Here is a 23,310-nt window from a genome sequence, read left to right as displayed (position 1 = left end):
CGGCATCCACGGAGCAAGCCACCATGCAGATCGCGGACTTTCCCCTGCCTTTCCCGCGCGCACCCTATAGCCGCGCCATGTTCGACCACGACTGGGTCTTCGTGTCGGGCACCATAGGCATGGACTACACCGCGCAGAAGCTGGCGCCGACGGTCGAGGAACAGACGCGCCTGATGCTGCGCAACATCGCTTCCTATCTGAAGGCGGCGGGCGCGCGGCTCGAGGACATCGTCAATTACACGCTGATCATCGATGCCATGGAGCACGTGCAGCCGGTCATCGGTGTGCTGGCCGACCATCTGCCCTGCAAGCCCACGGGCACGGCCATGATCGCCGGCATCGCCTATCCCGGGGCGCACGTCGAGATGCAGGTCATCGCCCGCAAGCAGGAAAGGCGGCCATGACCCCGGCACGGTGGGTGCGGGCCGGGGTGGCGGCATGCCTGGTCGCCGGATGCGGAGGCGGCGACGATCCGCCGCCGTCGCAACCGGCGGCGCGTTTCGACGCGCACGTGCGCTGGACGACGTACGGCGTGCCGCACGTCAGAGCGAGCGACCACGGCGGGCTGGGGTATGGCTACGGCTATGCCGTAGCGCGCGACCAGCTATGCGCGCTGGCCGATCGCATCATCACCCTGCGCGGCGAGCGGTCGGCCCACTTCGGCCCGGATGGCAAGGCGCTGGTCGGCTTCTTGCCGCTGCCCAACCTGGACAGCGACCTTTTCTACCGCATGCAGTTGTCGGCGGACGACGTGGACGCGGCGTGGAAGGCGCTGTCGCCGCAGGCCCGCGCGCTGGCCGAGGGCTATGCCGCGGGCTTCAACCGCTACGTCCGCGACCACGCGGCGCCGGCCGCGTGCGGCGGGTTGCGTCCGCCGACGATGGCCGCCACCGACGTGCTGCGCGCCGTCATGCAGATCGGCACCTTGAACCGGACCTTTCTGGCGGCGCCCTTCGCGTCGGCTTCGCTGTGGGACGACCTGGACCAGCCGGAGCGGGCCGCCGCGGCGCCTGCTCCGCCCCGCCTGGGCATGGCCAGCAATACCTGGGCCTATGGCGCCGATGCCACCGGTACGGGCGCCGCCATCGTGGTGGCCAATCCCCATACGTACTGGCAGGACCACTGGCTGTTGATGCACCAGATGCACCTGACCATTCCCGGTGAGCTGGACGTCATGGGGGCGGATTTCCTGGGCGTGCCGCTGCCGCTGTCGGGCTTCAACGATTCCGTCGCATGGAGCATCGAGGCGCCGTCCACGGTGACCTACGGACTGCCGCTGCGGCTCGACCTGCGCGCCGGCGCGACTCCCGCCTATGTGGTCGACGGCGTGTCCCGCGCCATCGAGCGGCGCGTGGTGGAAATCGGGGTCCGCCAGGCTGACGGATCCACGCGCACCCAAGCCTACGCGGTGCCGTACACCGCGCTGGGCCCGCTGTACCGGTTGCCCGCCGCGCCCGGCAGGCCGGCCGGCTGGTACGCCGTCACCGATGCCGCCGCGGGCGACGCGAGGGGCCTGGACCAGATGCTGGACGCCGCGAAGGCGCGTGACGTGGCCGACTTCCAGCGTGCCGTGGCCGGACAACGCGGCATCGCCGCCCACCTCGTGGCGGGCGACAGCGCGGGCAATGCCTTGTTCATCGAAGCGGGGCCCATCCTGGACATCGACGATGCCGGCCTGGCCGCCTGTGCCGTCGAGGCCACGCCATCGGGCCGCGTGCCCGCCGCGCTGGACGGATCACGCGGCGCATGCCTGCTGCGCGACGAACAGGGCCGCCCCCGGCTGGCGCCGGCGGACCGGATTCCCGCCCTGGCCACGCGCGGGGTCGCCTACAACGCCAACGACAGCTACAGCCTGTCCATCCATGGCGAGCGGCACGATCGCTACTCGATCCTGTTCGGCAGCCCGGATGCCGAGCCCAATGCCCGGACCAGGATGTCCCACCGGCTGGTGGCCGAGATGCTGGCAGCGGGCAAGGTGACGGTGGACAAGGCCGTGGACGTGGTCTTCGGCAACCGCAACTACGCAGCCGAAACCCTCATGGACGGTATCCAGGACGCGTGCGTCTCGGCCACGGGCGGGGCTGCCACGGCCTGCGGCGTACTGTCGCGCTGGGACCGCCGCAACAATGCCGACAGCCGTGGCGCCTTGCTGTTCGCCGAGCTCTGGCCCCGGCTCGCCGCCGTCGAGAACCTGTACGCCCAGCCGTACGATCCGGCCCACCCGCTGCGCGTGCGCACGCTTTCCGGCTGCGCGCCGGTCCAGGCCGCCGTGCGCGCCGCGCTGGCCGCCACCATTGCCGACCTCGGCACCCATGGCCTGAAGGGCGACGAAGCATGGGGACGGATGCTGGCGCGCCCCACCGCCGCCGGCCGCGTTCCGCTCCATGGCGGATCGGGAGATCAGGGGATACTGAATGCGCTGGAAGGCGCGCCGCTCGGTGCCGAAGGCTACGGCGACATCGTCGCGGGAACGGCCTACATGCATGCGGTGACCTGGACGAGCGGCAAGCTCGTGGCCAAGGTGATGGCGGCCAATGGGCAGTCGGCCGACGCCGCCTCGCCCCATCATGACGACCAGGTCGGTTTGTTTTCGCGCAAGCAACTGGTCGATGCGCCCTTCACCGACCTGCAGATCGCGGCCGCGACGGTCGAGAGCCTGCGCCTGGCGGAGTAGTCCGGCCGGTCATTAACGACCGTCCTCGTGATAACTGGATACGCAAAATCGCGCTTGTTGGTTTCTCTGATTGAGGCCTTCGCCACGCGCCCCTAGTCTGGCGGCTCGGACAACCTGAGGGCAGTGACATGAGGGGAATGATCGATTGCGGCGTATTGATGGTGCCCGAGCATGCGGGCTGGATGCGCGAACTGATGGAAGATTGGAAGGATGCGCGCGAACGCATCGCATTGCATGGCGTGCAGCTGGACGCGCCATCGGCAGACGCGCTGCGGCGCCAGGCGCTGGCGCTCAAGCGCTACGACGTCTGCCTGCTGCCGGTCACCCTGTCCACTCTGGGATGGACACGCACCGCGATGGCCGTGGCCGGCGAGGCGTTGCAGACGCCCGTCCTGGCGCTCGCGCGCGAAATGAGCGCCGCCGGGCTGCAGGATTTGCTGTCGCTCGGGCTGGACGATTTCATGCGCTACCCGATGTGCGGGGAAGAATTCAAGACACGCCTGGTATTGCTCGCGGGGCCGGGCAAGCCCCAGGAGGCCTGCGCATCGAGCGACGCGCCACAGGCCGAGGCCGAGCCGGAAGACGAGCATGAAGCCGAATACGGATGCCGGGACGGCAATTCCGGCCTCGTGTCGCGCGAACCGTTCCAGTCCGCCAAGGCCAGGATCGTGACGGAGTTCGAGCGCCACTACATTTCCGACATGCTGCTGCGCTACCACGGCAACATCTCGCAGGCGGCCCGCGCGGCACACAAGAACCGCCGCGCGTTCTGGCAGTTGATGCGCAAGCACGAGATCGCGGCGGATCCGTACCGCCGCAGGCACCGTGCGGCGCCATGCCAGCCGCCGGCGCGGTGAAGCGGTGCTAGTGCTGGCCGGCCATGTCGCGCGGACGGGTGTTCACCCAGACGATGCCGTCGGTCTCGCGGGTCGCGTAGGTCTTGACGGGCCGGTTGCAGGGCAGCGCCGTGGGAGCGCCGGTGCGGATATCGAAGCAGCCCTGATGGAACGGGCATTCGATGGTGTGCGCTTCCAGGACGCCTTCGGACAGGCTACCGCGGCCGTGGCTGCAACGGTCGGCGGTGGCGTAGGTAGCGCCTTCGACCCGGTACAGGCAGAAGACCTGCCCGTCCAGGGTCACGGCCAGCGTGCCGGCTTCGGGAAGATCGTTGGAAAGACAGGCCTCGCGCCAGTCGTCCGGTAAGGTCATGCGATGCTCCAGGGAAAAGGGTTCAGCGCGCGCGCCGGGGCGCCGTCGCCCCGATGTGTTCCAATTCGTCCATGTCGGCGTCCGTGAAGCCGGCTTCGCGCAGGATATCCCGCGCATGTTCGGCCAGCCTGGGAGGCGTTCGGCGCAGGCCGCCGGGCGTGCGCGACAGCTTGATGGGCGTGCCCAGGCCCTTGTAGCCGTGGTGTTCGTAGACCATGGAGCGGGCGTGCGTGTGGTCCGCGCCCAGGGCTTCGTCCATGCTCATGACGGGGCCGATGGGCAGGCCCTCGGCCAGCAGCGTCCGGCTCAAAGCCACGCCGTCATGCTGGGACAAGGCCTCGGCAAGCAGGGGGTAGAGCGCGGCACGGTTGCGCGACCGGTCGCTGTTGGTGGCGAACCGCGGGTCGGCTGCGAGGTTCGGGATGCCCAGCAGCTCCACCAGGCGGCGGAATTGCCGGTCGGTGCCGATGACCACGAAGATCTCGCCGCTGCGGGTGGCGAATTTGTCGCAGGGCGTGACGTTCGGATGCGTGTTGCCCGTCAGGCGCGGGCGGCTGCCGTCCAGGAAATAGTTGGCCGCGTGGGGATGGAGCAGCGACATGGCGCAGTCGTACAGCGCCATGTCCACGTACTGGCCCAGGCCCGAGCGGCGGCGTTCGTGCAAGGCCATCAGGATGCCTATCGTCGCGTAGAGGCCGGTGGCGAGGTCGACGATGGGCGTGCCTATACGCAGCGGGCCGGTCTCGGGCGTGCCGTTCACGCTCATCAATCCGCTCATGGCCTGCAGCACCGCGTCGTAGCCCGGCAGGTTGCCCAGGGGGCCATGGCCGCCGAAGCCGGACACCCTGCAATGGATCAGGCGCGGAAAGCGCGGAGCGAGATCCCGTTCATAGCCCAGGCCCCATGCTTCCATGGTGCCGGGCTTGAAGTTCTCGACCAGGACGTCGGCTTCCTCCAGCAGGCGCAGCAGCACGGCCCGCCCCGATTCGCGCGACAGGTCCAGCACCATCGACCGTTTGTTGCGGTTGACGCCGATGAAATAGCTGGCGTCCCCGCGTTCGGCGTCCGTGCCGGCGAAGGGCGGGCCCCAGCCGCGCGTGTCGTCGCCCTGCGGCGGTTCCACCTTGATGATCTCCGCGCCGTGGTCGCCCAGGATCATCGTGCAGTAGGGGCCGCCCAGCACTCGGCTCAGGTCCAGGATGCGCACGCCGTCCAGCGCGCCGGTAGGGGGAGTAGGAGGCGGGCAGGCGTGGGATGCAGGCTCGGTCATGAGCAGGGGTTCCGGAAAAGGGGCGGTCATGCCGCTGGGAGAGAGTCGGGGACGAACACCAGGCTTCCGGCCGGGTCGAAGCGCGCGCGCAGCGGCATGCCGATCGCGATGGCGATGCCGTCGTCCGCGACGATCCGGCTGACCAGGCGTGGGCCTTCGACGAGCGCGACCTGCGCCACGTTGTAGGGAGGCGGAAAGTCCGGGTGGTACTGCTGCCGGTAGACGGCATAGGCATGGAGCGTCGCCTTGCCGCTGGCGGGTATCCATTCGATGTCGTCCGGGTTCGCCCCGTAGCCGTGCGATGCGTAGCCCAGGATCTCGCCGCTGGCGCGCAGGCGCGGTACGCGCAGCTCGCGCTTGGCGACGAAGTCGAGGAAGCGGCGTTCGAAGTGATCGGAAGCAAGCAGCATGGCGGGTCCTAGGCGAGCAAGCGATGAGGGCTCAGTATCAGCGCGGCGTGATACTCCAGCCGGCCGCCCGAGCCGTTGACCAGAACGATATCGTTGGCCGCGCACTGCCGCTCGCCGCCGTCGCCGCGGCACTGGATGACGGCCTCGCTGAGCGGGGTCATGCCTTGCAGGTAGTAGCTCGCCAACTGGCCGCCGCCGGTGTTGACCGGCAGCGCGCCGCCGGGCGCGGTCGCGCCGTCCTGCACCATGCCGGCGGCCTCGCCCCGGCCGCACAGTCCGTAGTCCTCGAGCGCGGCCAGGGCACAGTACGAGAACGCATCGTAGAACTGGCACATCGAGACGTCCTTCGGCCCGACGCCCGCCATCGCATAGGCCTTGCGGCCGGCGAGCTGTCCGGCGGTGGCCAGGTCGTGCGGCCCCTGCGGCGTGTCGGCGCTGGCGTGGCCCTGGCCCATGCCGTGGACGTACACGGGCCGCCGGCCGGCGTCGGCGGCGCGGTCGGTGCCGGCCACGATGACGGCCGCTGCGCCGTTGACCGGGTAGGCGCAGTCCAGCACGTGGAAGGGTTCGACGATCATGCGCGAGGCATGGTATTGGGCCAGCGTGAGCGGCGCGCGCTGGAAGGCGAGCGGATTGCCTGCAGCCCACTGGCGGCAGGCCAGGACGTAGGCACCCAGGTGATCCGGGCCGGCGCCATGCAGGGCCATGTACCGGCTTGCGGCCAGCGCGTAGGACCCGACCGGACCGAACAGGCCGTACGATGCGTCCCAACCCGCGATGCCGGTCAGCGAGCCTTCGTTGCTGAAGGAGGCGCCGCCGCCGCGCGCCGGGCCGATGGGCGCATCGGCGAACACGCAGGCGACCACCGACGCCATGCCGGCGCGGATGGCGGCCGTGGCGTATTGCACCATCTGGAGGACGGATGAGCCCTTGGCTTCGATGGTGGTCAGCATTCCCAGCGTGCGCAGACCCATGTCGTCCTGCACTTTGGGCGGAAGGACCCCGGGATCGGCAAGGGCGCTGGGATTGAGCAGCAGACCGTCCACCAGGTCGGGGCCGACGCCGGCGTCGGCCATGGCGGCCCGCACGGCTGCGGCGGCCAGGGCGCGCACGGAACCGACGGGTTCGCGCGAAAGGGGGCTGAAGCCCAGGCCGATGATGGCCGAGAGCGGAGCGCGGGCCATGGTCAGACCAGGAAGGAAAGGCTGGGCAGCGGGCCCGAAGCGTGGACCAGGGATACCTTCTTCAGGAACATCCTGAGCTGGCCGTCGACCTGCCGCAGACCATATTCGACTCGGCCCGGCCAGACGTTCAACTGGTTGACTGACTGCACCTGGTACTCGTAGATGGCGAAGTTGGCCGCGACGCGATAGTCGCCGTTCCCGTCCTTGTCGGCCGTCAGGTTGGACAGCATCCTGCGCAGGATGGAGCGCGGCGCCTGGCTGTGCCGGGTGCCGGTGCGCAGTTGCCGCAGGCGGGTCGCCAGCCGGGAGCGGTTGTCGTTGATGATGGAGACGTCGCGGTCCGGATCCGGCTCCTCGCCGTCGATGACGACGGGCACCCAGTAGCGGACGTTCTCGTCCCAGAGCGCCTCCCATTCGTCGAAGCGCGATTCGTCCGCTAACCGGGCTTCCTCGTGGACGAAGCGCTCCAGCATCCGGTGTTCGTCGATCGGCAACAAGGGGGTCTGCATGGCATGTCCTTCTAGAGCGTGGGCTGGGCGGTTTGCGCCATGGTGTCCCGGTAGCATCGCCAGAAGCCCCGGTTGGGAGTCTCGTCGGTGTAGTGGGACACCACTACGCCGCCGTCGGTTGTCGTTTCGCGGGACTGGCCGCGGCTCAGGTCCAGCCAGGCCGGCGAACCTTTCAGCGCGCGCCACTGGCGTTCCGCGATGATGGCGTCGTCGGCCGTCAGGAACGATGACGGCCCCAACGCGACTTCGCCCTGGCGCATGATGCGTCGGTTCAGTTCCTCGGGCGCGCCCTTCAGGTAGAGCGGGGTGTGCCAGTTGACGGTCTCGCCCACGCCCAGGGGCTGGATCATGACCAGACAGGTTTCGGCCAGGAACAGGTTGGGGAAGATGAAGGTGTGGGGCGGCCCGGCCCGCATGATTTCCCGCGCGGCCGATTCGCCGTGCCGGCCGACCATGTCGCGCGTGTAGTCCGGATAGCGCGTCTCGTCCACGCCCAGCCAGGTCATGGGCCGGTCGTAGGTCGGGCCGTAGTCGAGCTCGGTGTGGCCGTTGCCCAGGTAGCGGACCACCGCCGTGATGCGGTCCTCTTCGCCGGACAGGATGTTGCCGTACTTGCCGGGGGTACCCACGCTTTTGGTGAAGGAGTCGTGCACGAAGCCCACGTGATAGCCGTCGGCCTCGTTTTCGGACAGCATCTTCCAGTTGGCGCGGAACAGGTGCTTGATCCACGGGCCGCGCAGTTCGATCTCGCCTTCGGGCGACAGGTTCACCTGCCGGTCCAGCGCGCGCGCGGCGTGGCCGAGATGCTCCAGCAGGGGGATGGGCGAAGGGTTGAAGGTCGCGAAGACGAAGCCGTTGTAGCTGTCGACGCGCGCGCGCTTCAGGTGCAGCGATTCGTCCGGCTCGATACTGGACAGCGGCATGTCGAGCAGCGCGCCGTCGGGCGAGAAGATCCAGCCGTGGTACTGGCAGGCCAGCGTGCGGCGGTTGCCGCGCTCGGGCTGGCAGAGCAGGTTGCCGCGATGGGCGCAGCGGTTGGCCACGACGTGGATGCCGTCGGCGCCGCGGATCAACAGCACGGGTTCGAGTCCCATGGTGCGCCGTACATAGTCGCCCCGCCGCGGAATCTCGGAGGCGTGGCCGACATAGACCCATCCCTGGCCGAAGATGGTCTCCATCTCTCGGTCGAAGATGGCCGGGTCGGCGTACAGGCTGCTGTGGACCGAGGCGTCGCGGATCAGGCTGGCAATGTCTTTCATGAAGCATCCCTCAGGAAGTGATGGCGCGGCTGGCGCGTTCCCACACCAGGCTGGCGGTGCGGGCCTCGGGCGTGCCGTCCTCCAGCCGCGCGGACAGGTGCAGCAGGCCGTCGACGATCGCCGCCTTGCGGCGCTGCACGCCGCCCTCCCAGTTCGGGAACAGGCTCATGTCGACGTGCTGCCGGACTTCGTCCCCGGCCAGTTCGTAGGTGCCGGCATAACTCATGAAGCTCTCGTAGGCCCGCGCCTTTTCCTCGGCGCTGGCGTTCCACTGCCCGCCGGTGGCGAAAGCCCGGCGGTCCGCCCGCTCGATCATGCAGAACATGCGGTCGTCGTCATATTGGATGAAGCCCCGGGGCGCCTGCCCCATGGGGTGGGTCACGCGGCCGTCGTCATAGGCCTGCGTCCATTGTCTGAGGGTCCAGCGGCCCAGCAGATCCTGTTTGCGCATGGTGTCTCCTTTCAGCGTGGCGCCAGGAATTCCCCGACCAGCGCGGTGAACGCCGCCGGCTGTTCGATCTGCACCCAGTGGCCGCAGCGGTCGATCTCGGCCAGGCGCGCGCGCGGCATGGCCTGGGCCAGTCGGCGCGAGGCCTCGATCGGGATCACCTTGTCGCCGCGCCCGTGGACGATGAGCGTCTCGTGCGGGATGGTGCGCAGGACGGCCTCGTCCGTGGCCATGTCGTCCAGGATCCGCTGCCGGGGAGGCGGGAACATGCTGCCGAACCGGGCCTGCACGTCGTCGCGGATGCTGGCCCGGTAGCGCATGGCCGCCAGCTCGTCGTCGATGAAGGACGGATCGTGGACGAAGACGTCCAGCAGTTCGCGCATCGCGGCGGGCGAGGGTTGATACCCCCACACCTTCTCCAGTCCGTCGGTGATGGGAAACCGCAGGCCCACCGGTCCCATCAGCACCAGGCGGTCGACGCGGCCGGGATGCCGGGCGGCCAGCTTGAGCGCCAGTGCGCCGCCGAACGAGTTGCCCACCACCGAGACCCGTTCCAGCTGCAGCGCGTCCAGCAGCGCGGTGAGCTGGTCCACCCAGGTGGACCAGTGGTAGCGGACCCCGGGCGGCGATTCCGTATAGCCGAAGCCGACCATGTCGGGGGCGACGACGCGCGCCTGCCGGGCCAGGACGGGGATGGTCAGGCGCCAGTTGGCCCAGGCCGTCACGCCGGGGCCCGATCCGTGTATCAGCAGGACGCCAGGCCCGTTGCCGGCGTCGTGATAGTTGGTCTTGAAGCCGCAGGTCGGCAGGCTGCTGCCGACTTCAGGCGGCCGCGCGTCCGGGGCGGAAGGTGTCTCCATCGGTTGCTCCTGGTTTCGTATTTTTTCTCAATATACAGTACAGATGTTAATTTGAGCAAAAAATTTCCGATTTATTGATTTGTTTTTCACGTATTATGGGATTTTAAAGATACGGAGCGGCGCAATGCTGCAATCTTTGGGATACGTGGGCCTGGGCACTTCCCGGCTGGCGGAGTGGGAAGATTTCGCTCAACGGCTGCTGGGCATGCAGATCGGCGACAGGAGCCGACACACCCTGGCGCTGCGCATGGACGACTGGCGCCAGCGCCTGCTGCTCGACGCGGACGCCGCCCAGCCGCATTTCTTCGGCTGGGAAGTCGCCAATGCCGGGGCGCTGGACGCGTTGGGCGCCCGGCTGGAGCACGCGCGGGTGCCGTTCGTCCGTGCACCGGAAGCGCTGGCGCGGCGCAGGGAGGTTACGGGGCTGCTGTCCCTGTCCGACCCCGCGGGCAATCGGCTGGAGGTCTTCCACGGCGCCGCCCGGGGCGGTGAACCGTTCCGCCCGGGCCGCGCGATATCGGGTTTTCGCACCGGCCCCCTGGGCCTGGGGCACGTGGTGTTGAACGCGCGCCATGTCGACGCATTGGTGCCGTTTTATCGCGACCTGCTGGGATTCCGCCTGAGCGACTACATGCGCGAGCCCTTCAAGGCCTACTTCTTCCACCTGAATTCACGTCATCACAGCCTGGCGCTGATCGAGGCCGACACCGACGGCATCCACCACCTGATGGTGGAGCTGTGTTCACTGGACGACGTGGGGCAGGGCTACGACATCGCCTCGTGCGAGCAGGACCGCGTGGCGGTGACGCTCGGCCGGCACATCAACGACTTCATGACTTCGTTCTACGTCCGCACGCCGTCTCCGCTGATGATCGAATACGGCTGGGGCGGGCGCAGCGTGGATCCGGACTGGCAACCGTGCGAACTCACGCACGGGGCCAGCCTGTGGGGACACGAGCGCCAGTGGCTGCCCGCCGACAAGCGCGCGCTGGCGCTGGACCTGCGCCTGGCCGCGGCGGCCCAGGGGCAGCGCGCGCCGGTGCAGGTGCTGCCCGGCCATCATCAGCTGGCCGCCGATGGCATGCGGTAGCATTCCGCAATCCCCCACCGCCCCGGATCCGCGGACATGTCCAGTCTCAAACGTATGCTCGCCGTTTTCGACGCTTTCTCGTCGGAACATGCCGTCCTGACCGCGGAGGAGATCATGTCGACCCTCGGCTACAGCCGCGGCACCGCGTACCGCTACGTGAAGGAACTGTGCGACGCGGGCTTCCTGACGCGCGCGGCGGGCGGGTATGCGCTGGGGCCGCGCATCATCCAGCTCGACTACTGCATCCGGCAGCGGGATCCGGTCCTGATGGCCAGCCTGCCGGTCATGCAGGCCCTGCGCAAGCGGTACGAATGCGACGTGCTGCTGACGGTCTTCTACGAGGACCGGGTCGTGGTCACGCATCGCGAAAGCGGCGACCAGGAACTCGTCATGAGTTACGGCCGGGGCCGGGAGATGCCGCTGTTCCGAGGCGCGGGCTCCAAGGTGTTGCTGGCCTGCCTGCCGCCGGCCCGCCAGAAGCGACTCTATGGCGCACACGCGCAGGCCATCGCCCAGGCCGGCCTGGGCGAGTCGTGGGAAGCGTTTCGGGCCTTGCTGGCCGCCGTCAAGCGGGCGGGCCACGCGGTGTCCTTCAGCGAACTCGACCAGGGCAACGTGGGCGTGGCGGCCCCCATCGAACAGGATCCCCTGAACATGCCCGCCGGCCTCGTCATGGTGTTCCGCACCGAGCGGTACGAGGTGCTGGACAAGGACGGCCTGCTGCAATCCCTGAAAGCCGGCATACGCCAGATCGCGGACCCCCGGACCGGGGCGGACTGACCTCTCGGGCGGGCCCGCCCGCATCCAGGGTGGCGGCGTTTTTCGTCTCTTGTTTCGTAAAAATCCCAGAATACGAAAAAATAAATAGGAAAAATTTGATTTTAGTGTCAGTATATTTCGTATATTGGGACTATAAAACGAACGTCCCGTCCGAGAGGAGACAGCTATGAACCACAACAGGCGTGCCCTCCTGGCCGCGCTGCCCGCGCTGGCATGGGGAATGCCGGGCGGTGCCCGGGCGCAGGGCAATGCGTATCCCACCCGGCAGATGCGCTTCGTCGTGCCGTTCACGGCGGGCGGGGGCAACGACGTGCTGGCGCGCGACATCGCACAGCCGCTGGCGGACATCCTCGGCCAGCCGATCGTCGTCGACAACAAGCCGGGGGCCGGCGGCAACATCGGCGCCGACCTCGTGGCCAAGGCCGCGCCGGACGGCCATACGCTGCTGCTGGCCACGAACACGCTGACCATCAATCCGTTCGTGCTGCGCAGCATCCCCTTCGACGTCGCCCGCGACCTGGCCCCCGTCATGCGCATCGCCAACCAGCCCATCGTCATCGTGGTCAACAACGCCTTGCCGGTGAAGAACATGCGCGAGCTCGTGGCCTACGCGGACGAGCATCCCGACCGCCTCAACTATGCGTCGCCGGGCAGCGGCACACCCCACCACATGGCGGCCGAGCTGTTCAAGCAGGTCTCCGGCATCCGGATGGTCCACGTTCCCTACAAGGGCGCCAGCCAGGCGCTCACGGACCTCATCGCGGGTCAGGTGCAGATCATGTTCGCGTCCATCATCTCGGCGCTGCCGTTCATCCAGAGCGGACGGGTGCGCGTGATCGCTACCGCCGAAAGCCGGCGCCTGTCCCTGCTCAAGGACGTGCCGACGGTGCAGGAGTCGGGCTTTCCCACCTATTCGGCCACCATCTGGGGCGGAGTCATGACCACCGCCGGGACGCCGCCAGCCGTGATCGACAAGCTGGCGGCCTCGATCCGGCGCGCGCTGGACAAGCCGGGTGTGCGCTCCGGCCTAGTGGCGTCCGGCTTCGAGGTGCTGCCCGAGGGGCCGACGGAGTTCGGCGCCACGGTGCGCAGCGATCTTGTCCAATGGCAGGCGGTAGCCCAGAAGATCGGCCTGGTGCCGGAGTGATCCGTCGTGCGGGCGCTTCAGCCGCGTCCCGGCCCGAACACCGACACCAGGAAATCCACGAAGGCCTTGATGTGCGGCGGCACCGGGCGACGCGCCGTGTATAGCACCGCGATGGGCGGCCCTGGGCGCTTCCAGTCGGGCAGTACCTGCACCAGGCGCTTCTCCGCCAGCGATTGCGCCAGCAGGAAGTCCAGGTCTTCGTAGATGCCCAGCCCCGCCAGCGCGCAGGTCAGGCCCGCGCGCGTGTTGTCCACGATCAGGCGGCCCTCGGCGGCCACGCTGACGGTCTGCTTGCCCTTGACCAGTTGCCAGTCGTAGGGGCGGCCGGTGTCCGGATCCCAGAACTCGATCAGCCGGTGCCGGCGAAGTTCATCCGGATGCCGCGGCGCGTGATAGAGCTTCAGGTAGGCGGGGCTGGCCGCCATGATGTAGTTGCCCCGGCCCAGCAGCTTGAAGCGCAGCGGCGAATCGCGCAGCGGGCCCACGCGCAGGCCGATGTCGGCGCCCGAGACGGTGGGGTCGACCACGCCTTCGTTGAGCGAGATGCGCAGCGAGATGTCCGGATAGGCCTGGACGAATTCCGGCAGGCGCGGGATGACGCGCGCGTTGGCCACCGATTCGGCCATTTCCACGTGCAGGTGGCCTTCGGCGCGGCCGCTGCGCGTCTGGATTTCCGCATCCAGCTCGGCCAGCCCTTCCAGCAGCATGCCCGCCCGCTCGGCGTAGCGCCGGCCTTCGCGGGTCAGCCAGACGCGCCGCGTGGTGCGATTGAGCAATTGGGTGCCCAGGTGCCGTTCGAGTTCCTGGATGTGGCCGGTGATGGCCGAGCGCGAGACGCCGAGCTTGCGCGCGGCGCCGGTGAAGCTGCCGGTGTCGGCCACGGCCAGGAAGGCGCGTATGGGAGTCAGGCGGTCCATTGTTCAAGTATAGATAACAATATGGTCAAGGCATCGAAGCAATGACGCCCTATACTGGAATACGCAATAAGTATCCTTTTTCATAGGGAGCGACCCCATGTTCTGCCCGCTGTTTCGCGGACCGATCGCAAGGCGCCCTGCCACGTTCGCCGCAGGATATTCCGGAATTCCCGCCCACGCCGCGCATGGCGTGCGGCCGGCATCCCGCAGTCATCCTGCCCGTGTCTTCCGCGCTTCCTCGGTCCTGCCCGCACCGGATCGTTAGCGTCGTCCGGACGCCCGCGCCGCCGCGCACTCCATCGTTGCCTCCGGCGGCCGCACCCCGACCTCGCCATTACCACGACTGCCGCGCCAGCCGCATGGCTGCTCGCGCTCGTCACTCAAAGGAAGCGCATCATGAATACGCCCATTACCACCCGAATCCATCACCCGATCCCGCCGGCGATGCCGGACCCCGCGTTCGCGTTCCGCCCGGCCGAGGTTCTGGTGGCTGCCGCCAAGGTGCTGTTGCCCTTCGTCATCATGGCCGGAATATTGTTGCTCGCAAGGTAACAATTCCGCAACAACCATGAAAACGAGGAGCGCATCATGCGACATTGGTTTTTTCTTGCCATCGCCATCGCTGCCGAGGTGGCGGGCACCAGCTTCATGAAATGGAGCAGCGTCCACGGACACCTGGGCGGCCTGGCGGCGATGTTCGTCCTGCTGGGCGCGTCGTACTACGCGTTGTCGCTGGCCGTGACACGCGTGCCGGTGGGCCTGGCCTACGCGGTCTGGGAAGGCGTGGGGCTGGTGGCGATCACGCTGGTCAGCCTGGCCTGGTTCGGTGAAAGCATCGGCCCCGCCAAGGCGGCCGGCATTGCCGCCGTGCTGGGCGGCATCCTTCTGATCAAGCGTGGCATGACGCCCGCCCCGGACGAGGACGCCGTCCCCGCGCTTGCCGCCTCGCGGTAAGGGGGTGTCATGCTGGATTCCTTCACCTGGTTCCACGGGGCCATGCTGCTGATCGCGGCCGCCCTGGAAGTGGCGGCCAACATCTTCCTGAAACTGTCGCGGGGCTTCACCCGCAAGCGGTACGGGGCGCTGTCCATCGCCCTGGTCTTCGGCGCCTTCGCCTGCCTGTACGTGGCGGTGCAGGGCATCGAGCTGTCGGTGGCCTACGCCGCCTGGGGGGCGCTGGGCATCCTGGCGACCGCGCTGGCCGGGCGGGCCCTGTTCGGCCAGCACATCCGGCCCGCCGGCTGGGCCGGCATGGGGCTGCTGGTGGCGGGGCTGCTGCTGATGAAGTTCGCCTAGGCCCCGAGCGCCACCCAGGTAAAATCCCAGGCTTCTCTTTGCCGAGGTCTGCCGTGTCCGAGCCCAAACTCCAGAATGACGTCTTTTTGCGGGCTCTCGCGCGCCAGGAAACCGAATACACGCCGGTCTGGCTGATGCGGCAGGCCGGCCGCTACCTGCCCGAGTACAACGCCACCCGGGCGCGCGCCGGTTCCTTCCTGGGGCTGGCCAAGAACCCCGACTACGCGACCGAAGTCACGCTCCAGCCGCTGGCGCGCTTTCCGCTGGACGCGGCCATCCTGTTTTCCGACATCCTGACCGTGCCCGACGCCATGGGACTGGGCCTGGACTTCGCCGCGGGCGAGGGACCGCGCTTCGCGCGTCCGCTGCGCACCGAGGCCGACGTGGCCAACCTGGCCGTACCCGACATGGCCGAGCTGGATTATGTGTTCGCCGCCGTCAGGCAGATCCGGCGGGATTTGCACGGCCGCGTGCCGTTGATCGGCTTTTCCGGCAGTCCGTGGACCCTGGCCTGTTACATGGTGGAAGGCGCCGGGTCCAGCGATTACCGCACGGTCAAGACCATGATGTACAGCCGGCCCGACCTCATGCATCGGATCCTGGCGGTGAACGCCCAGGCGGTCGCGGTTTATCTGAACGCCCAGATCGAGGCGGGCGCGCAGGCGGTCATGATCTTCGACAGCTGGGGGGGCGTACTGGCCGACGGGCTGTTCCAGGAGTTCTCGCTGGCCTATACCAGGCAGGTCCTGGCCGGGCTGGTCCGCCAGCATGAAGGCCGGCAGGTGCCGGCCATCGTGTTCACCAAGGGCGGAGGGCTGTGGCTGGAAGAGATCGCCGCGTCCGGCTGCGATGCGGTCGGCCTGGACTGGACCGTCAACCTGGGCAAGGCGCGGGCCGCGGTAGGGGATCGCGTCGCCTTGCAGGGGAACCTGGACCCGATGACCTTGTTCGGCGGACCGGACCGCATCCGGGCCGAAGTGGCGCGCACGCTGGACAGCTACGGCCCGGGACCGGGCCATGTCTTCAACCTGGGACATGGCATCTCGCAGTTCACGCCGCCCGAGGCGGTCGACGTGCTGGTGGAGGCCGTTCATCAGCACAGCCGCAGGCAGCGCGCCGGCGCCTAGACGCTCCTTGTGGACGAGTCCCCGAGCGGGGCGAATGGCAGTGCTAACCCGTATTGCCCAGAGCCCGGATTCAACTTATGCACATTCGGGCTTTTGTCGGGAACGTATCTTGCAAGCTCGACGGGGCCACGGTTGTAGGCTGTAAGCATTTGATTTTTATGGATTTTTGTGGATCTGTATCATTAGATCCCAAAGCAAGCACTTTCCGTCTACGTCCTATTACCTTAATTGTGCGCCGGTTGTCCCCAAAGTTATCCACAGCTTCCGGCCCGATTAAAAATTCCCTGTCGAGCGGCGGGGTTAGCAAAGATTCAGAGGTTTTACTTTAAGTTCCCGCGGCCAGGATGCCGCAGTCTTCAAGCGGAGTTCACCAGTTGTCCACATCCCCGTCCGTCCCTCTATCTCTGGTCTCGCCGTCATGCGGGCAGGAAGGGACGACCTGGGTACGCGTGGCGCTGGACGTGCCGCTGGCGGGGCTGTTCGACTACCGAGCGCCGGCCGGTGCGCGCGTGGGGCAGCGCGTGATCGTTTCCTTCGGCCGCCGCGAGATGGTAGGTATCGTGATCGAGATCCCCGCGGCGCCGGCGATTGCGGTCGAGCAGGTCAAGGACGTGGTGCAGATGCTGGACGATCTGCCGCCATTTCCCGAAGATTGGCTGAAGTTGGCGGCTTTTGCGGCCGACTATTACCAGCGGCCGCTAGGCGAGGTCATGTTGCCCGCGCTGCCCGGGCCGCTGCGCAAGCCGGCGGCCTACCAGGGGCTGCGGGCCGGTGGCGGGCCGGTGGCGCGGCTGGACGCCAAGGCTGCGCGGGCGGCCAAGCCCAAGCGGACGCGGCGCAAGAAGAGCCAGGCAGAGGATGAAGAGCGGGCGCTTACTTCCGACCTTAGCGTTTCTACGACTGACAGCCCGGAAGCAACGCCCAGCGCGCCGCCGGTTTCCCCGCCTGCCCTGAACGCCGCTCAACAGGAGGCGGTGGACGCCTTGTCGGGCCTGTCGGGCTTCAAGCCCGTCCTGCTGCATGGCGTGACCGGCAGTGGCAAGACCGAGGTCTACCTGCGCGTGGCCGAACGCGTCCTGCGCGAAGGCAGGCAGGTGATGCTGCTGGTGCCCGAGATCAACCTGACGCCGCAGCTGGAACAGGTCTTCCGCCGGCGCCTGGAGGCCATCGCCGGGCCGGGCGGGGTGGCCGTGCTGCACAGCGGGCTGGCCGACGGCGAGCGGCTGGAGGCCTGGCTGCGGGCGGTGCGGGGACAGGCCCGCGTGCTGCTGGGAACGCGGCTGTCGCTGTTCACGCCATTGCCCGATCTGGGCCTGATCGTGGTCGACGAAGAACACGACCCTTCCTACAAGCAGCAGGAAGGGCTGCGCTATTCCGCCCGCGACCTGGCGATCTGGCGCGCCCGCGACCGCGGCGTGCCGGTGATCCTGGGGTCGGCCACGCCATCGCTGGAGACCTGGCACCACGCCCAGACGGGCCGCTACCTGCTGCTGTCCCTGCCGCAGCGGGCCCTGGCGGCCGAACCGCCGCGCATCCGGCTGCTCGACACCCGCAACGTGAAACTCCAGCAGGGCCTGGCGCCGCCGTTGCTGCAAGCCGTGGCGCAGCGGCTGGAGAAAGGCGAGCAATCGCTGATCTTCCTGAACCGGCGCGGCTATGCGCCCGTCCTGCATTGCGACGCATGCGGCTGGGTCAGCGGCTGCCCGCGCTGTTCGGCCTACATGGTGCTGCACCGCCAGCCGCCGCGCGTGCCGGGCGGTCCGGGACGCCACGAGCTGCGCTGCCATCATTGCGGCTGGCAGCAGCGGGTGCCGATGGCCTGCCCGGATTGCGGCAACCAGGACCTGCAGCCCATGGGCCGCGGCACGCAGCGGCTGGAGGAACACCTGGGCGAGCTGTTCCCCGGCGCGCGCATCGCGCGCATCGACGCCGACAGCACGCGCCGCAAGGGCAGCGCCCAGGAGCTGTTCGCCCGCATGCATGCGGGCGACATCGACATTCTGGTCGGCACGCAGATGGTGGCCAAGGGGCACGACTTCCAGAACCTGGGCTTCGTCGGCGTGCTCAATGCCGACGCCATGCTGTTCTCGCACGACTTCCGCGCGCCCGAGCGCCTGTTCGCGCAACTGATGCAGGTGGCGGGCCGCGCCGGCCGCGCCGGCACGCCCGCCGAGGTCTACATCCAGACCGGCTATCCCGAGCAGCCGCTGTACCAGGCCCTGGTGCGCCACGATTACGCGGGCTTCGCGCGCTACGCGCTGCGCGAACGGGAATCGGCGGGATTGCCGCCCTTCGCCTACCAGGCCCTGCTGACCGCCGAGGCGCGCGAACTGGCGCAAGCCCAGGCCTTCCTGGCGCAGGCCCGGGCCTGGACGGAGGGGGGCGATGGGACCGATTCGTCCCAGGCCGCGGATATGTCGCGCATTACGCTCTATGATCCTGTACCGCTGCGCGTGGTTCGCGTGGCCAATGTCGAACGCGCCCAGTTGCTGGTGGAAAGCGACAGCCGTCCCGCATTGCAGGGTTTCCTGCGCGCGTGGGCCGGCGTGCTGCCCGGCCTGGCGGCGGCCGCCCGGGTGCGCTGGCACCTCGAGGTCGATCCGCTGGAGATCTGATGCGCGATCCCTGGCCGCCGTCCATGTCCGCCCCCGAGTACCGTCCGCGCGGCCGTCCGCCGCGCGCCATCGATTTCCAAGCTAGCGTATGACTGCCTCTTCCTCTTCCGCCGCGACCCGTGCCATGGACCGCGCCGACTCGCGGCTGAACAAGCCCGACGGACGCGCATCGGCCGCGCTGCCCCCGCTCGACGCCGGCATGAACCCGGCGCAGCGCGAGGCCGTCCGCTACCTGGACGGCCCCTGCCTGGTGCTGGCCGGGGCCGGCAGCGGCAAGACCCGCGTCATCACGCAGAAGATCGCCTACCTGCTGCGCGACTGCGGCTATTCGGCGCGCAACGTGGCCGCGCTCACCTTCACCAACAAGGCCGCGCGCGAGATGGCCGAGCGGGTCGGGTCGGTCGCGCCGCCCAATGCCATCAAGGGCCTGACCATCAGTACCTTCCACTCGCTGGGCGTGAAGATGCTGCGCGAGGAAGCCAAGCAGGTGGGGCTCAAGCCGCAGTTCTCCATCCTGGCGGCGGACGACGCCATGGGCATCGTGCAGGAACTGGTCGCCACCACCGACAAGGGCCTGATCCGTGCCGTGCAGACCGCCATCTCGCTCTGGAAGAACGCGCTGGTCGAGCCCGACCAGGCCGAGCGCCTGGCCACCACCGAGAGCGAGCGCGATGCCGCGCGCGTCTACCGCAGCTACAACGCCACCCTGCGTTCCTACCAGTCCGTCGATTTCGACGACCTGATCCGCCTGCCGGCCCGGCTGCTGGAATCCGACGCCGAGGCGCGCGAGCGCTGGCAGTCGCGCATCCGCTACCTGCTGGTGGACGAGTACCAGGACACCAACGCCTGCCAGTACCGGCTGGTGCAGTTGCTGACCGGACCGCGCGCGATGCTGACCGCGGTGGGCGACGACGACCAGGCCATTTATGCGTGGCGGGGCGCGACCATCGAGAACCTGGCCAAGCTCACCACCGACTATCCCAACCTGCGCGTCATCAAGCTCGAGCAGAACTACCGTTCCATGCAGCGCATCCTGGCGGCGGCCAACAACGTCATCGGGCACAACCCCAAGCTGTTCGACAAGAAGCTGTGGTCGGACCTGGGCGTGGGCGATCCGATCGGCGTCATTCCCATGGACGATGAAGAGGCCGAGGCCGAATCCGTGGCCATGCGCATCTCCGCCGCGCGTTTCGAGCTGAAGGCCGACTGGCGCGACTTCGCCATCCTCTACCGCAGCAACCACCAGGCGCGCATATTCGAGCAGGCCCTGCGCAACCTGAAGATCCCGTACATGGTCTCGGGCGGGCAGAGCTTCTTCGACAAGGCCGAGGTGCGCGACATCATGGCCTACCTGCGCCTGATCGCCAACGACGAGGACGATCCGGCCTTCATCCGCGCCATCACCACGCCCAAGCGCGGCGTGGGCCAGTCGACCCTGGAAGTGCTGGGCACCTACGCGGGCGAACGCGAGATCCCGCTGTTCGCCGCCGTGTTCGAGACCGGCCTGGAGCAGCGCCTGCAACCGCGCCAGCTCGGCCCGCTGCGCGAGTTCTGCGAGTTCATCAACCGCATGCAGTGGCGCGCCGGCGCCGCCAAGGGCGATGCCGCCCCGTCGGGCGAGACGGCCTCCGAGATCCTGGACGACCTGGTGCGCGCCATCCAGTACGAGCGTTACCTGTACGACCACTTCGACGAGCGCGGCGCACAGAACCGCTGGCAGACGGTGCTGGACCTCCTGGGCTGGCTCAAGCGCAAGGCCGAGGAAGACAAGATGAGCCTGATGGACCTGGTCCAGCACATCGCGCTCATCACCATGCTCGAGAAAAGCGACGACGAGGACCCCGACCTGGTGCGCATGTCCACGCTGCATGCTTCCAAGGGCCTGGAGTATCCACATGTGTTCCTGGTCGGCACCGAGGAAGGGCTGCTGCCCCACCTGGGCAAGGACGACGAGGAAGGCGACCCCGCCAAGGCGGCCGAATCGCTGGAAGCGCGGGTGCAGGAAGAGCGCCGGCTGATGTATGTCGGCATCACGCGCGCGCGCCGCACGCTGACCGTCACCTGGTGCAAGAAGCGCAAGCGCGGCCGCGAGGACATCGCGCGCGAACCTTCGCGCTTCATCAAGGAAATGGGGCTCGAGACCGACGAAGTGGCCGATGCCACGCCCGGGCTCAGCGCCAAGGAAAGGCTGGACCGGCTGAAGTCGCTGCTGAAGAAAGGCTGAGCCGGCGAGGGCGTCGAGCGGCGCCAGCTTGCCGCCCTAAAAGGGTAATTACCTAGTCTTTTAACATTCTATAGTTCTATACATAGAATGTTTTTCGGGTTCTAATAGCGCCAGATTCGGACGCGGCCGCGCGGCGGCCGTGTGCCGGGGAACGATCGCCCGCTGGGGCGGCATCTGGAGGAAAGACTCGTGTCTTACATAGGTACGGATATCGGAGGGACGTTCACCGACCTCGTTCTTCTGTCCGACGACGGCGACGTGCGCATCTTCAAGGCGCTGACGACGCCCGACGACCGCACGCGCGGCGTGCTGGACGCCATGAAACTGGCGGCCGAGGAACTGGGCATCCCGGCCGATCGGCTGGTGGCCGAACTGAAATACTTCTCGCACGGCACCACCGCCGCGACCAACGCGTTCATCGAACGCAAGGGCGCGAAGACGGGGCTGCTGACCACCCGCGGCTTCGAGGACACGCTGCGCATCCAGCGCGCCATGGGCGGCTGGATCGGCATGCCCACGCACGAGATCTCGCACTTCTCCAAGCGTCGCGTGCCCGAGCCCATCGTGCCGCAGGACCTGATCAAGGGCGTGGTCGAGCGCGTGGACTACAAGGGCGAGGTCATCGTGCCGCTGGACGAGGCGGCGGCGCGCCAGGCCATACGCGAGCTGCGCGACGCGGGCGTCGAGGCCATCGCCATCAGCCTGCTGTGGTCGTTCCGCAATCCGGCGCACGAGCGGCGCCTGGCCGAACTGGTGGAAGAAGAGGCGCCGGGGCTGTTCGTGACGACGTCCTCGCTGTTGGTGCCCATCATCGGCGAATACGAGCGCACGTCGACCACGTCGATCAACGCCTACCTCGGCCCGGTCATCCATCGCTACATCAACGGGCTGGAAGGGGCGATCCGGCGCTTCGGCTTCCAGGGACCGATCTCCATCATGGAGTCGGGTGGCGGCGTGCTGCCCGCGGCCGAGGCGGCGTTCCAGGCGGCCAACCTGCTGACCTCGGGCCCGGCCGGCGGCGTGCTGGCCTCGCAGAAGCTGGGCGACCTGCTGGGCTATCGCAACGTGCTGACGGCCGACATGGGCGGCACCAGCTTCGACGTGGGCCTGATCGTGGATGGCCAGCCGTTGCTGGAAACGGTGCGCGAAGTGGGCCGATTCCACGTGGCGCTGCCGTCGATCAAGGTCACGGCCATCGGTGCGGGCGGGGGCTCGATCGCCCGCGTGCGCGACGGCCACCTGACGGTGGGCCCGGAAAGCGCGGGCTCCACGCCGGGGCCGGCGTGCTACGGCCGCGGCGGGGTCGAGCCGACCATCACCGACGCCGACGTGGTGCTGGGCATCATCGATCCGCGCTACTTCCTGGGCGGTCGCATGGCGCTGGACGTCGAGGCCGCGCGCCAGGCCGTGCGCAAGTACGTGGCCGAGCCGCTGGGCATGAGCGTGGAAGAGGCCGCCGCGGGCATCCGCGAGGTCGCCAACAACCAGATGGCGGACCTGCTGCGCCGGGTCACGCTGCGCGCGGGCTACGATCCGCGCGACTTCGTGCTGATGGCCTACGGCGGCGCGGGCGCCACGCATGCGCACCAGTACGCCGAGGTGGCCGGCATCGGCAAGGTGGTCGTACCCAACACCGGGCCGGCGCATTCGGCCTACGGCACGGTCACGGGCGACCGCCACCGCTCGTTCTCGCTGGCGGTGGGCCAGCACGCGCCGGCGCGTTTCAAGCGGGCATCCGAGCACATCGACATCGCGGCCCTGAACGAGGGCTTCGGCCAGATCGAGGCCCGCGCGCGCGAGGCGCTGGGCGACGACGTCACCATCCACCGCTACATCGGCATGCGTTTCCGCCAGCAGGTACACGAGATCGGCGTCGAGGTGCCGGCCGGCCAGCTCCAGGCCGCCGACGTGGATGCGCTGGTGGATGCCTTCGAGGCGCAGTACGAGCGCATCTACGGCAAGAACACCGCGCTGCGCAGCTCGGGCGTGGAGTTCACCGTGGTGCGGGTCGAGGGCACGTCCCCGGTCATCAAGCCGGCAGCGCGCCAGGTCGACGGCGCCGGCCGTTCGAACCGGCCGGTGTCCGACCGGCAGGTCTATTTCTACGGCCACGGCTTCATCCGCGCCTACATCTACCGCAGCGAGGACGTGGGCCCCGGCCGTGCCATCGCGGGCCCCTGCATCATCGAGCGGCCCGACACCACCATCGTCGTCGGCCCGGACCAGTCGGTCGAAATGGAGCCCTACGGCAACTTCGTGATTTCCATCGCGCGCAACCAATAACGCTATCG

22 protein-coding genes are annotated in these 23,310 nt (G+C 68.3%); 13 read left to right on the top strand and 9 right to left on the bottom strand.

The window, feature by feature from the left end:
- Positions 1 to 23 precede the first annotated feature (23 nt).
- From R4823_RS27700 to R4823_RS27690, 3 genes are all read left to right on the top strand, one after another.
- Positions 24 to 404 carry a RidA family protein gene (locus tag R4823_RS27700; protein WP_087840344.1) on the top strand — a complete coding sequence of 127 codons (381 nt, stop codon included), beginning with the start codon at positions 24 to 26 and terminating at the stop codon, positions 402 to 404.
- Positions 401 to 2,674 (top strand): penicillin acylase family protein, encoded by a 2,274-nt coding sequence (locus tag R4823_RS27695; RefSeq protein WP_087840343.1) that lies wholly within the window; start codon positions 401 to 403, stop codon positions 2,672 to 2,674. The genes R4823_RS27700 and R4823_RS27695 overlap by 4 nt, the downstream gene beginning before the upstream one ends.
- A 128-nt stretch (positions 2,675 to 2,802) precedes the next feature.
- The gene (locus R4823_RS27690) at positions 2,803 to 3,531 is read left to right on the top strand and encodes a hypothetical protein (protein ID WP_140416889.1); all 729 of its coding nucleotides are present in this window, start codon (positions 2,803 to 2,805) and stop codon (positions 3,529 to 3,531) included.
- Positions 3,532 to 3,538: 7 nt separating this feature from the next.
- On the opposite strand, the gene R4823_RS27685 is transcribed toward R4823_RS27690, so the two are convergent.
- Genes R4823_RS27685 through R4823_RS27650 form a run of 8 tightly spaced genes read right to left on the bottom strand, consistent with a single transcriptional unit; the run spans position 3,539 to position 9,823 of the window.
- A complete protein-coding gene (locus R4823_RS27685) occupies positions 3,539 to 3,883 on the bottom strand; it encodes a non-heme iron oxygenase ferredoxin subunit (protein WP_165963237.1) in 345 nt (114 codons plus the stop codon).
- 22 nt (positions 3,884 to 3,905) lie between these two features.
- Positions 3,906 to 5,153: a CoA transferase gene (locus R4823_RS27680; RefSeq protein ID WP_087840479.1), complete on the bottom strand. Its 1,248-nt coding sequence runs from the start codon at positions 5,151 to 5,153 to the stop codon at positions 3,906 to 3,908.
- A gap of 26 nt (positions 5,154 to 5,179) precedes the next feature.
- A complete protein-coding gene (locus R4823_RS27675; protein WP_087840337.1) occupies positions 5,180 to 5,563 on the bottom strand; it encodes an OB-fold domain-containing protein in 384 nt (127 codons plus the stop codon).
- A gap of 8 nt (positions 5,564 to 5,571) precedes the next feature.
- Complete coding sequence (locus R4823_RS27670) at positions 5,572 to 6,747, bottom strand: sterol carrier protein (protein ID WP_087840335.1); 1,176 nt, start codon at positions 6,745 to 6,747, stop codon at positions 5,572 to 5,574.
- A gap of 2 nt (positions 6,748 to 6,749) precedes the next feature.
- Entirely contained in the window at positions 6,750 to 7,256 is a 507-nt protein-coding gene (locus tag R4823_RS27665; RefSeq protein ID WP_087840334.1) for an aromatic-ring-hydroxylating dioxygenase subunit beta, read from the bottom strand.
- An 11-nt stretch (positions 7,257 to 7,267) separates the two neighbouring features.
- Entirely contained in the window at positions 7,268 to 8,515 is a 1,248-nt protein-coding gene (locus R4823_RS27660; RefSeq protein ID WP_087840332.1) for an aromatic ring-hydroxylating dioxygenase subunit alpha, read from the bottom strand.
- Between the two features lie 10 nt (positions 8,516 to 8,525).
- On the bottom strand, positions 8,526 to 8,966 hold the full coding sequence (locus R4823_RS27655; protein WP_087840331.1) for a lipocalin-like domain-containing protein: 441 nt from the start codon (positions 8,964 to 8,966) through the stop codon (positions 8,526 to 8,528).
- 11 nt (positions 8,967 to 8,977) lie between these two features.
- Positions 8,978 to 9,823, bottom strand: coding sequence for an alpha/beta hydrolase (locus R4823_RS27650; RefSeq protein WP_087840330.1), 846 nt, complete (start codon positions 9,821 to 9,823; stop codon positions 8,978 to 8,980).
- A gap of 124 nt (positions 9,824 to 9,947) precedes the next feature.
- On the opposite strand from R4823_RS27650, the gene R4823_RS27645 reads away from it, so the two are divergent.
- From R4823_RS27645 to R4823_RS27635, 3 genes are all read left to right on the top strand, one after another.
- The gene (locus tag R4823_RS27645) at positions 9,948 to 10,913 is read left to right on the top strand and encodes a VOC family protein (protein WP_087840328.1); all 966 of its coding nucleotides are present in this window, start codon (positions 9,948 to 9,950) and stop codon (positions 10,911 to 10,913) included.
- Between the two features lie 36 nt (positions 10,914 to 10,949).
- Positions 10,950 to 11,693: an IclR family transcriptional regulator C-terminal domain-containing protein gene (locus R4823_RS27640; RefSeq protein WP_132980128.1), complete on the top strand. Its 744-nt coding sequence runs from the start codon at positions 10,950 to 10,952 to the stop codon at positions 11,691 to 11,693.
- A 166-nt stretch (positions 11,694 to 11,859) separates the two neighbouring features.
- The gene (locus R4823_RS27635; RefSeq protein WP_132980127.1) at positions 11,860 to 12,840 is read left to right on the top strand and encodes a tripartite tricarboxylate transporter substrate binding protein; all 981 of its coding nucleotides are present in this window, start codon (positions 11,860 to 11,862) and stop codon (positions 12,838 to 12,840) included.
- 17 nt (positions 12,841 to 12,857) lie between these two features.
- Here the strand turns inward: R4823_RS27635 and R4823_RS27630 are convergent, their stop codons facing one another.
- A complete protein-coding gene (locus R4823_RS27630) occupies positions 12,858 to 13,757 on the bottom strand; it encodes a LysR family transcriptional regulator (RefSeq protein ID WP_132980126.1) in 900 nt (299 codons plus the stop codon).
- Positions 13,758 to 14,153: 396 nt separating this feature from the next.
- On the opposite strand from R4823_RS27630, the gene R4823_RS27625 reads away from it, so the two are divergent.
- From R4823_RS27625 to R4823_RS27595, 7 genes are all read left to right on the top strand, one after another.
- Complete coding sequence (locus tag R4823_RS27625; protein ID WP_165963236.1) at positions 14,154 to 14,309, top strand: hypothetical protein; 156 nt, start codon at positions 14,154 to 14,156, stop codon at positions 14,307 to 14,309.
- A 36-nt stretch (positions 14,310 to 14,345) separates the two neighbouring features.
- Positions 14,346 to 14,711, top strand: coding sequence for an SMR family transporter (locus tag R4823_RS27620; protein WP_132980125.1), 366 nt, complete (start codon positions 14,346 to 14,348; stop codon positions 14,709 to 14,711).
- 9 nt (positions 14,712 to 14,720) lie between these two features.
- A complete protein-coding gene (mdtI, locus tag R4823_RS27615) occupies positions 14,721 to 15,053 on the top strand; it encodes a multidrug/spermidine efflux SMR transporter subunit MdtI (protein WP_087840321.1) in 333 nt (110 codons plus the stop codon).
- Between the two features lie 53 nt (positions 15,054 to 15,106).
- Positions 15,107 to 16,180, top strand: a complete 1,074-nt coding sequence (gene hemE, locus R4823_RS27610; protein ID WP_087840320.1) for a uroporphyrinogen decarboxylase — start codon at positions 15,107 to 15,109, stop codon at positions 16,178 to 16,180.
- Positions 16,181 to 16,584: 404 nt separating this feature from the next.
- Positions 16,585 to 18,795 (top strand): primosomal protein N', encoded by a 2,211-nt coding sequence (locus tag R4823_RS27605; protein ID WP_243724605.1) that lies wholly within the window; start codon positions 16,585 to 16,587, stop codon positions 18,793 to 18,795.
- Positions 18,796 to 18,994: 199 nt separating this feature from the next.
- Positions 18,995 to 21,019 (top strand): UvrD-helicase domain-containing protein, encoded by a 2,025-nt coding sequence (locus tag R4823_RS27600; protein ID WP_132980258.1) that lies wholly within the window; start codon positions 18,995 to 18,997, stop codon positions 21,017 to 21,019.
- Positions 21,020 to 21,208: 189 nt separating this feature from the next.
- On the top strand, positions 21,209 to 23,302 hold the full coding sequence (locus tag R4823_RS27595; RefSeq protein WP_338616905.1) for a hydantoinase/oxoprolinase family protein: 2,094 nt from the start codon (positions 21,209 to 21,211) through the stop codon (positions 23,300 to 23,302).
- Positions 23,303 to 23,310: the final 8 nt, after the last annotated feature.

It is taken from the genome of Pigmentiphaga sp. CHJ604 (assembly GCF_036972535.1).
Lineage (GTDB): Bacteria > Pseudomonadota > Gammaproteobacteria > Burkholderiales > Burkholderiaceae_B > Pigmentiphaga > Pigmentiphaga daeguensis.
The sequence above is the reverse complement of the archived record's forward strand: the minus strand, read 5'-3'. Positions and strand labels throughout refer to the sequence as shown.

Coding starts and splice junctions, on each gene's coding strand:
- R4823_RS27625 (WP_165963236.1), top strand. CDS start 14,154: ATGAATACGCCCATTACCACCCGAATCCATCACCCGATCCCGCCGGCG.
- R4823_RS27700 (WP_087840344.1), top strand. CDS start 24: ATGCAGATCGCGGACTTTCCCCTGCCTTTCCCGCGCGCACCCTATAGC.
- R4823_RS27680 (WP_087840479.1), bottom strand. CDS start 5,153: ATGACCGAGCCTGCATCCCACGCCTGCCCGCCTCCTACTCCCCCTACC.
- R4823_RS27695 (WP_087840343.1), top strand. CDS start 401: ATGACCCCGGCACGGTGGGTGCGGGCCGGGGTGGCGGCATGCCTGGTC.
- R4823_RS27655 (WP_087840331.1), bottom strand. CDS start 8,966: ATGCGCAAACAGGATCTGCTGGGCCGCTGGACCCTCAGACAATGGACG.
- R4823_RS27645 (WP_087840328.1), top strand. CDS start 9,948: ATGCTGCAATCTTTGGGATACGTGGGCCTGGGCACTTCCCGGCTGGCG.
- R4823_RS27675 (WP_087840337.1), bottom strand. CDS start 5,563: ATGCTGCTTGCTTCCGATCACTTCGAACGCCGCTTCCTCGACTTCGTC.
- mdtI (WP_087840321.1), top strand. CDS start 14,721: ATGCTGGATTCCTTCACCTGGTTCCACGGGGCCATGCTGCTGATCGCG.
- R4823_RS27600 (WP_132980258.1), top strand. CDS start 18,995: ATGAACCCGGCGCAGCGCGAGGCCGTCCGCTACCTGGACGGCCCCTGC.
- R4823_RS27620 (WP_132980125.1), top strand. CDS start 14,346: ATGCGACATTGGTTTTTTCTTGCCATCGCCATCGCTGCCGAGGTGGCG.
- R4823_RS27685 (WP_165963237.1), bottom strand. CDS start 3,883: ATGACCTTACCGGACGACTGGCGCGAGGCCTGTCTTTCCAACGATCTT.
- R4823_RS27690 (WP_140416889.1), top strand. CDS start 2,803: ATGAGGGGAATGATCGATTGCGGCGTATTGATGGTGCCCGAGCATGCG.
- R4823_RS27640 (WP_132980128.1), top strand. CDS start 10,950: ATGTCCAGTCTCAAACGTATGCTCGCCGTTTTCGACGCTTTCTCGTCG.
- R4823_RS27670 (WP_087840335.1), bottom strand. CDS start 6,747: ATGGCCCGCGCTCCGCTCTCGGCCATCATCGGCCTGGGCTTCAGCCCC.
- R4823_RS27635 (WP_132980127.1), top strand. CDS start 11,860: ATGAACCACAACAGGCGTGCCCTCCTGGCCGCGCTGCCCGCGCTGGCA.
- R4823_RS27660 (WP_087840332.1), bottom strand. CDS start 8,515: ATGAAAGACATTGCCAGCCTGATCCGCGACGCCTCGGTCCACAGCAGC.
- R4823_RS27630 (WP_132980126.1), bottom strand. CDS start 13,757: ATGGACCGCCTGACTCCCATACGCGCCTTCCTGGCCGTGGCCGACACC.
- R4823_RS27650 (WP_087840330.1), bottom strand. CDS start 9,823: ATGGAGACACCTTCCGCCCCGGACGCGCGGCCGCCTGAAGTCGGCAGC.
- R4823_RS27665 (WP_087840334.1), bottom strand. CDS start 7,256: ATGCAGACCCCCTTGTTGCCGATCGACGAACACCGGATGCTGGAGCGC.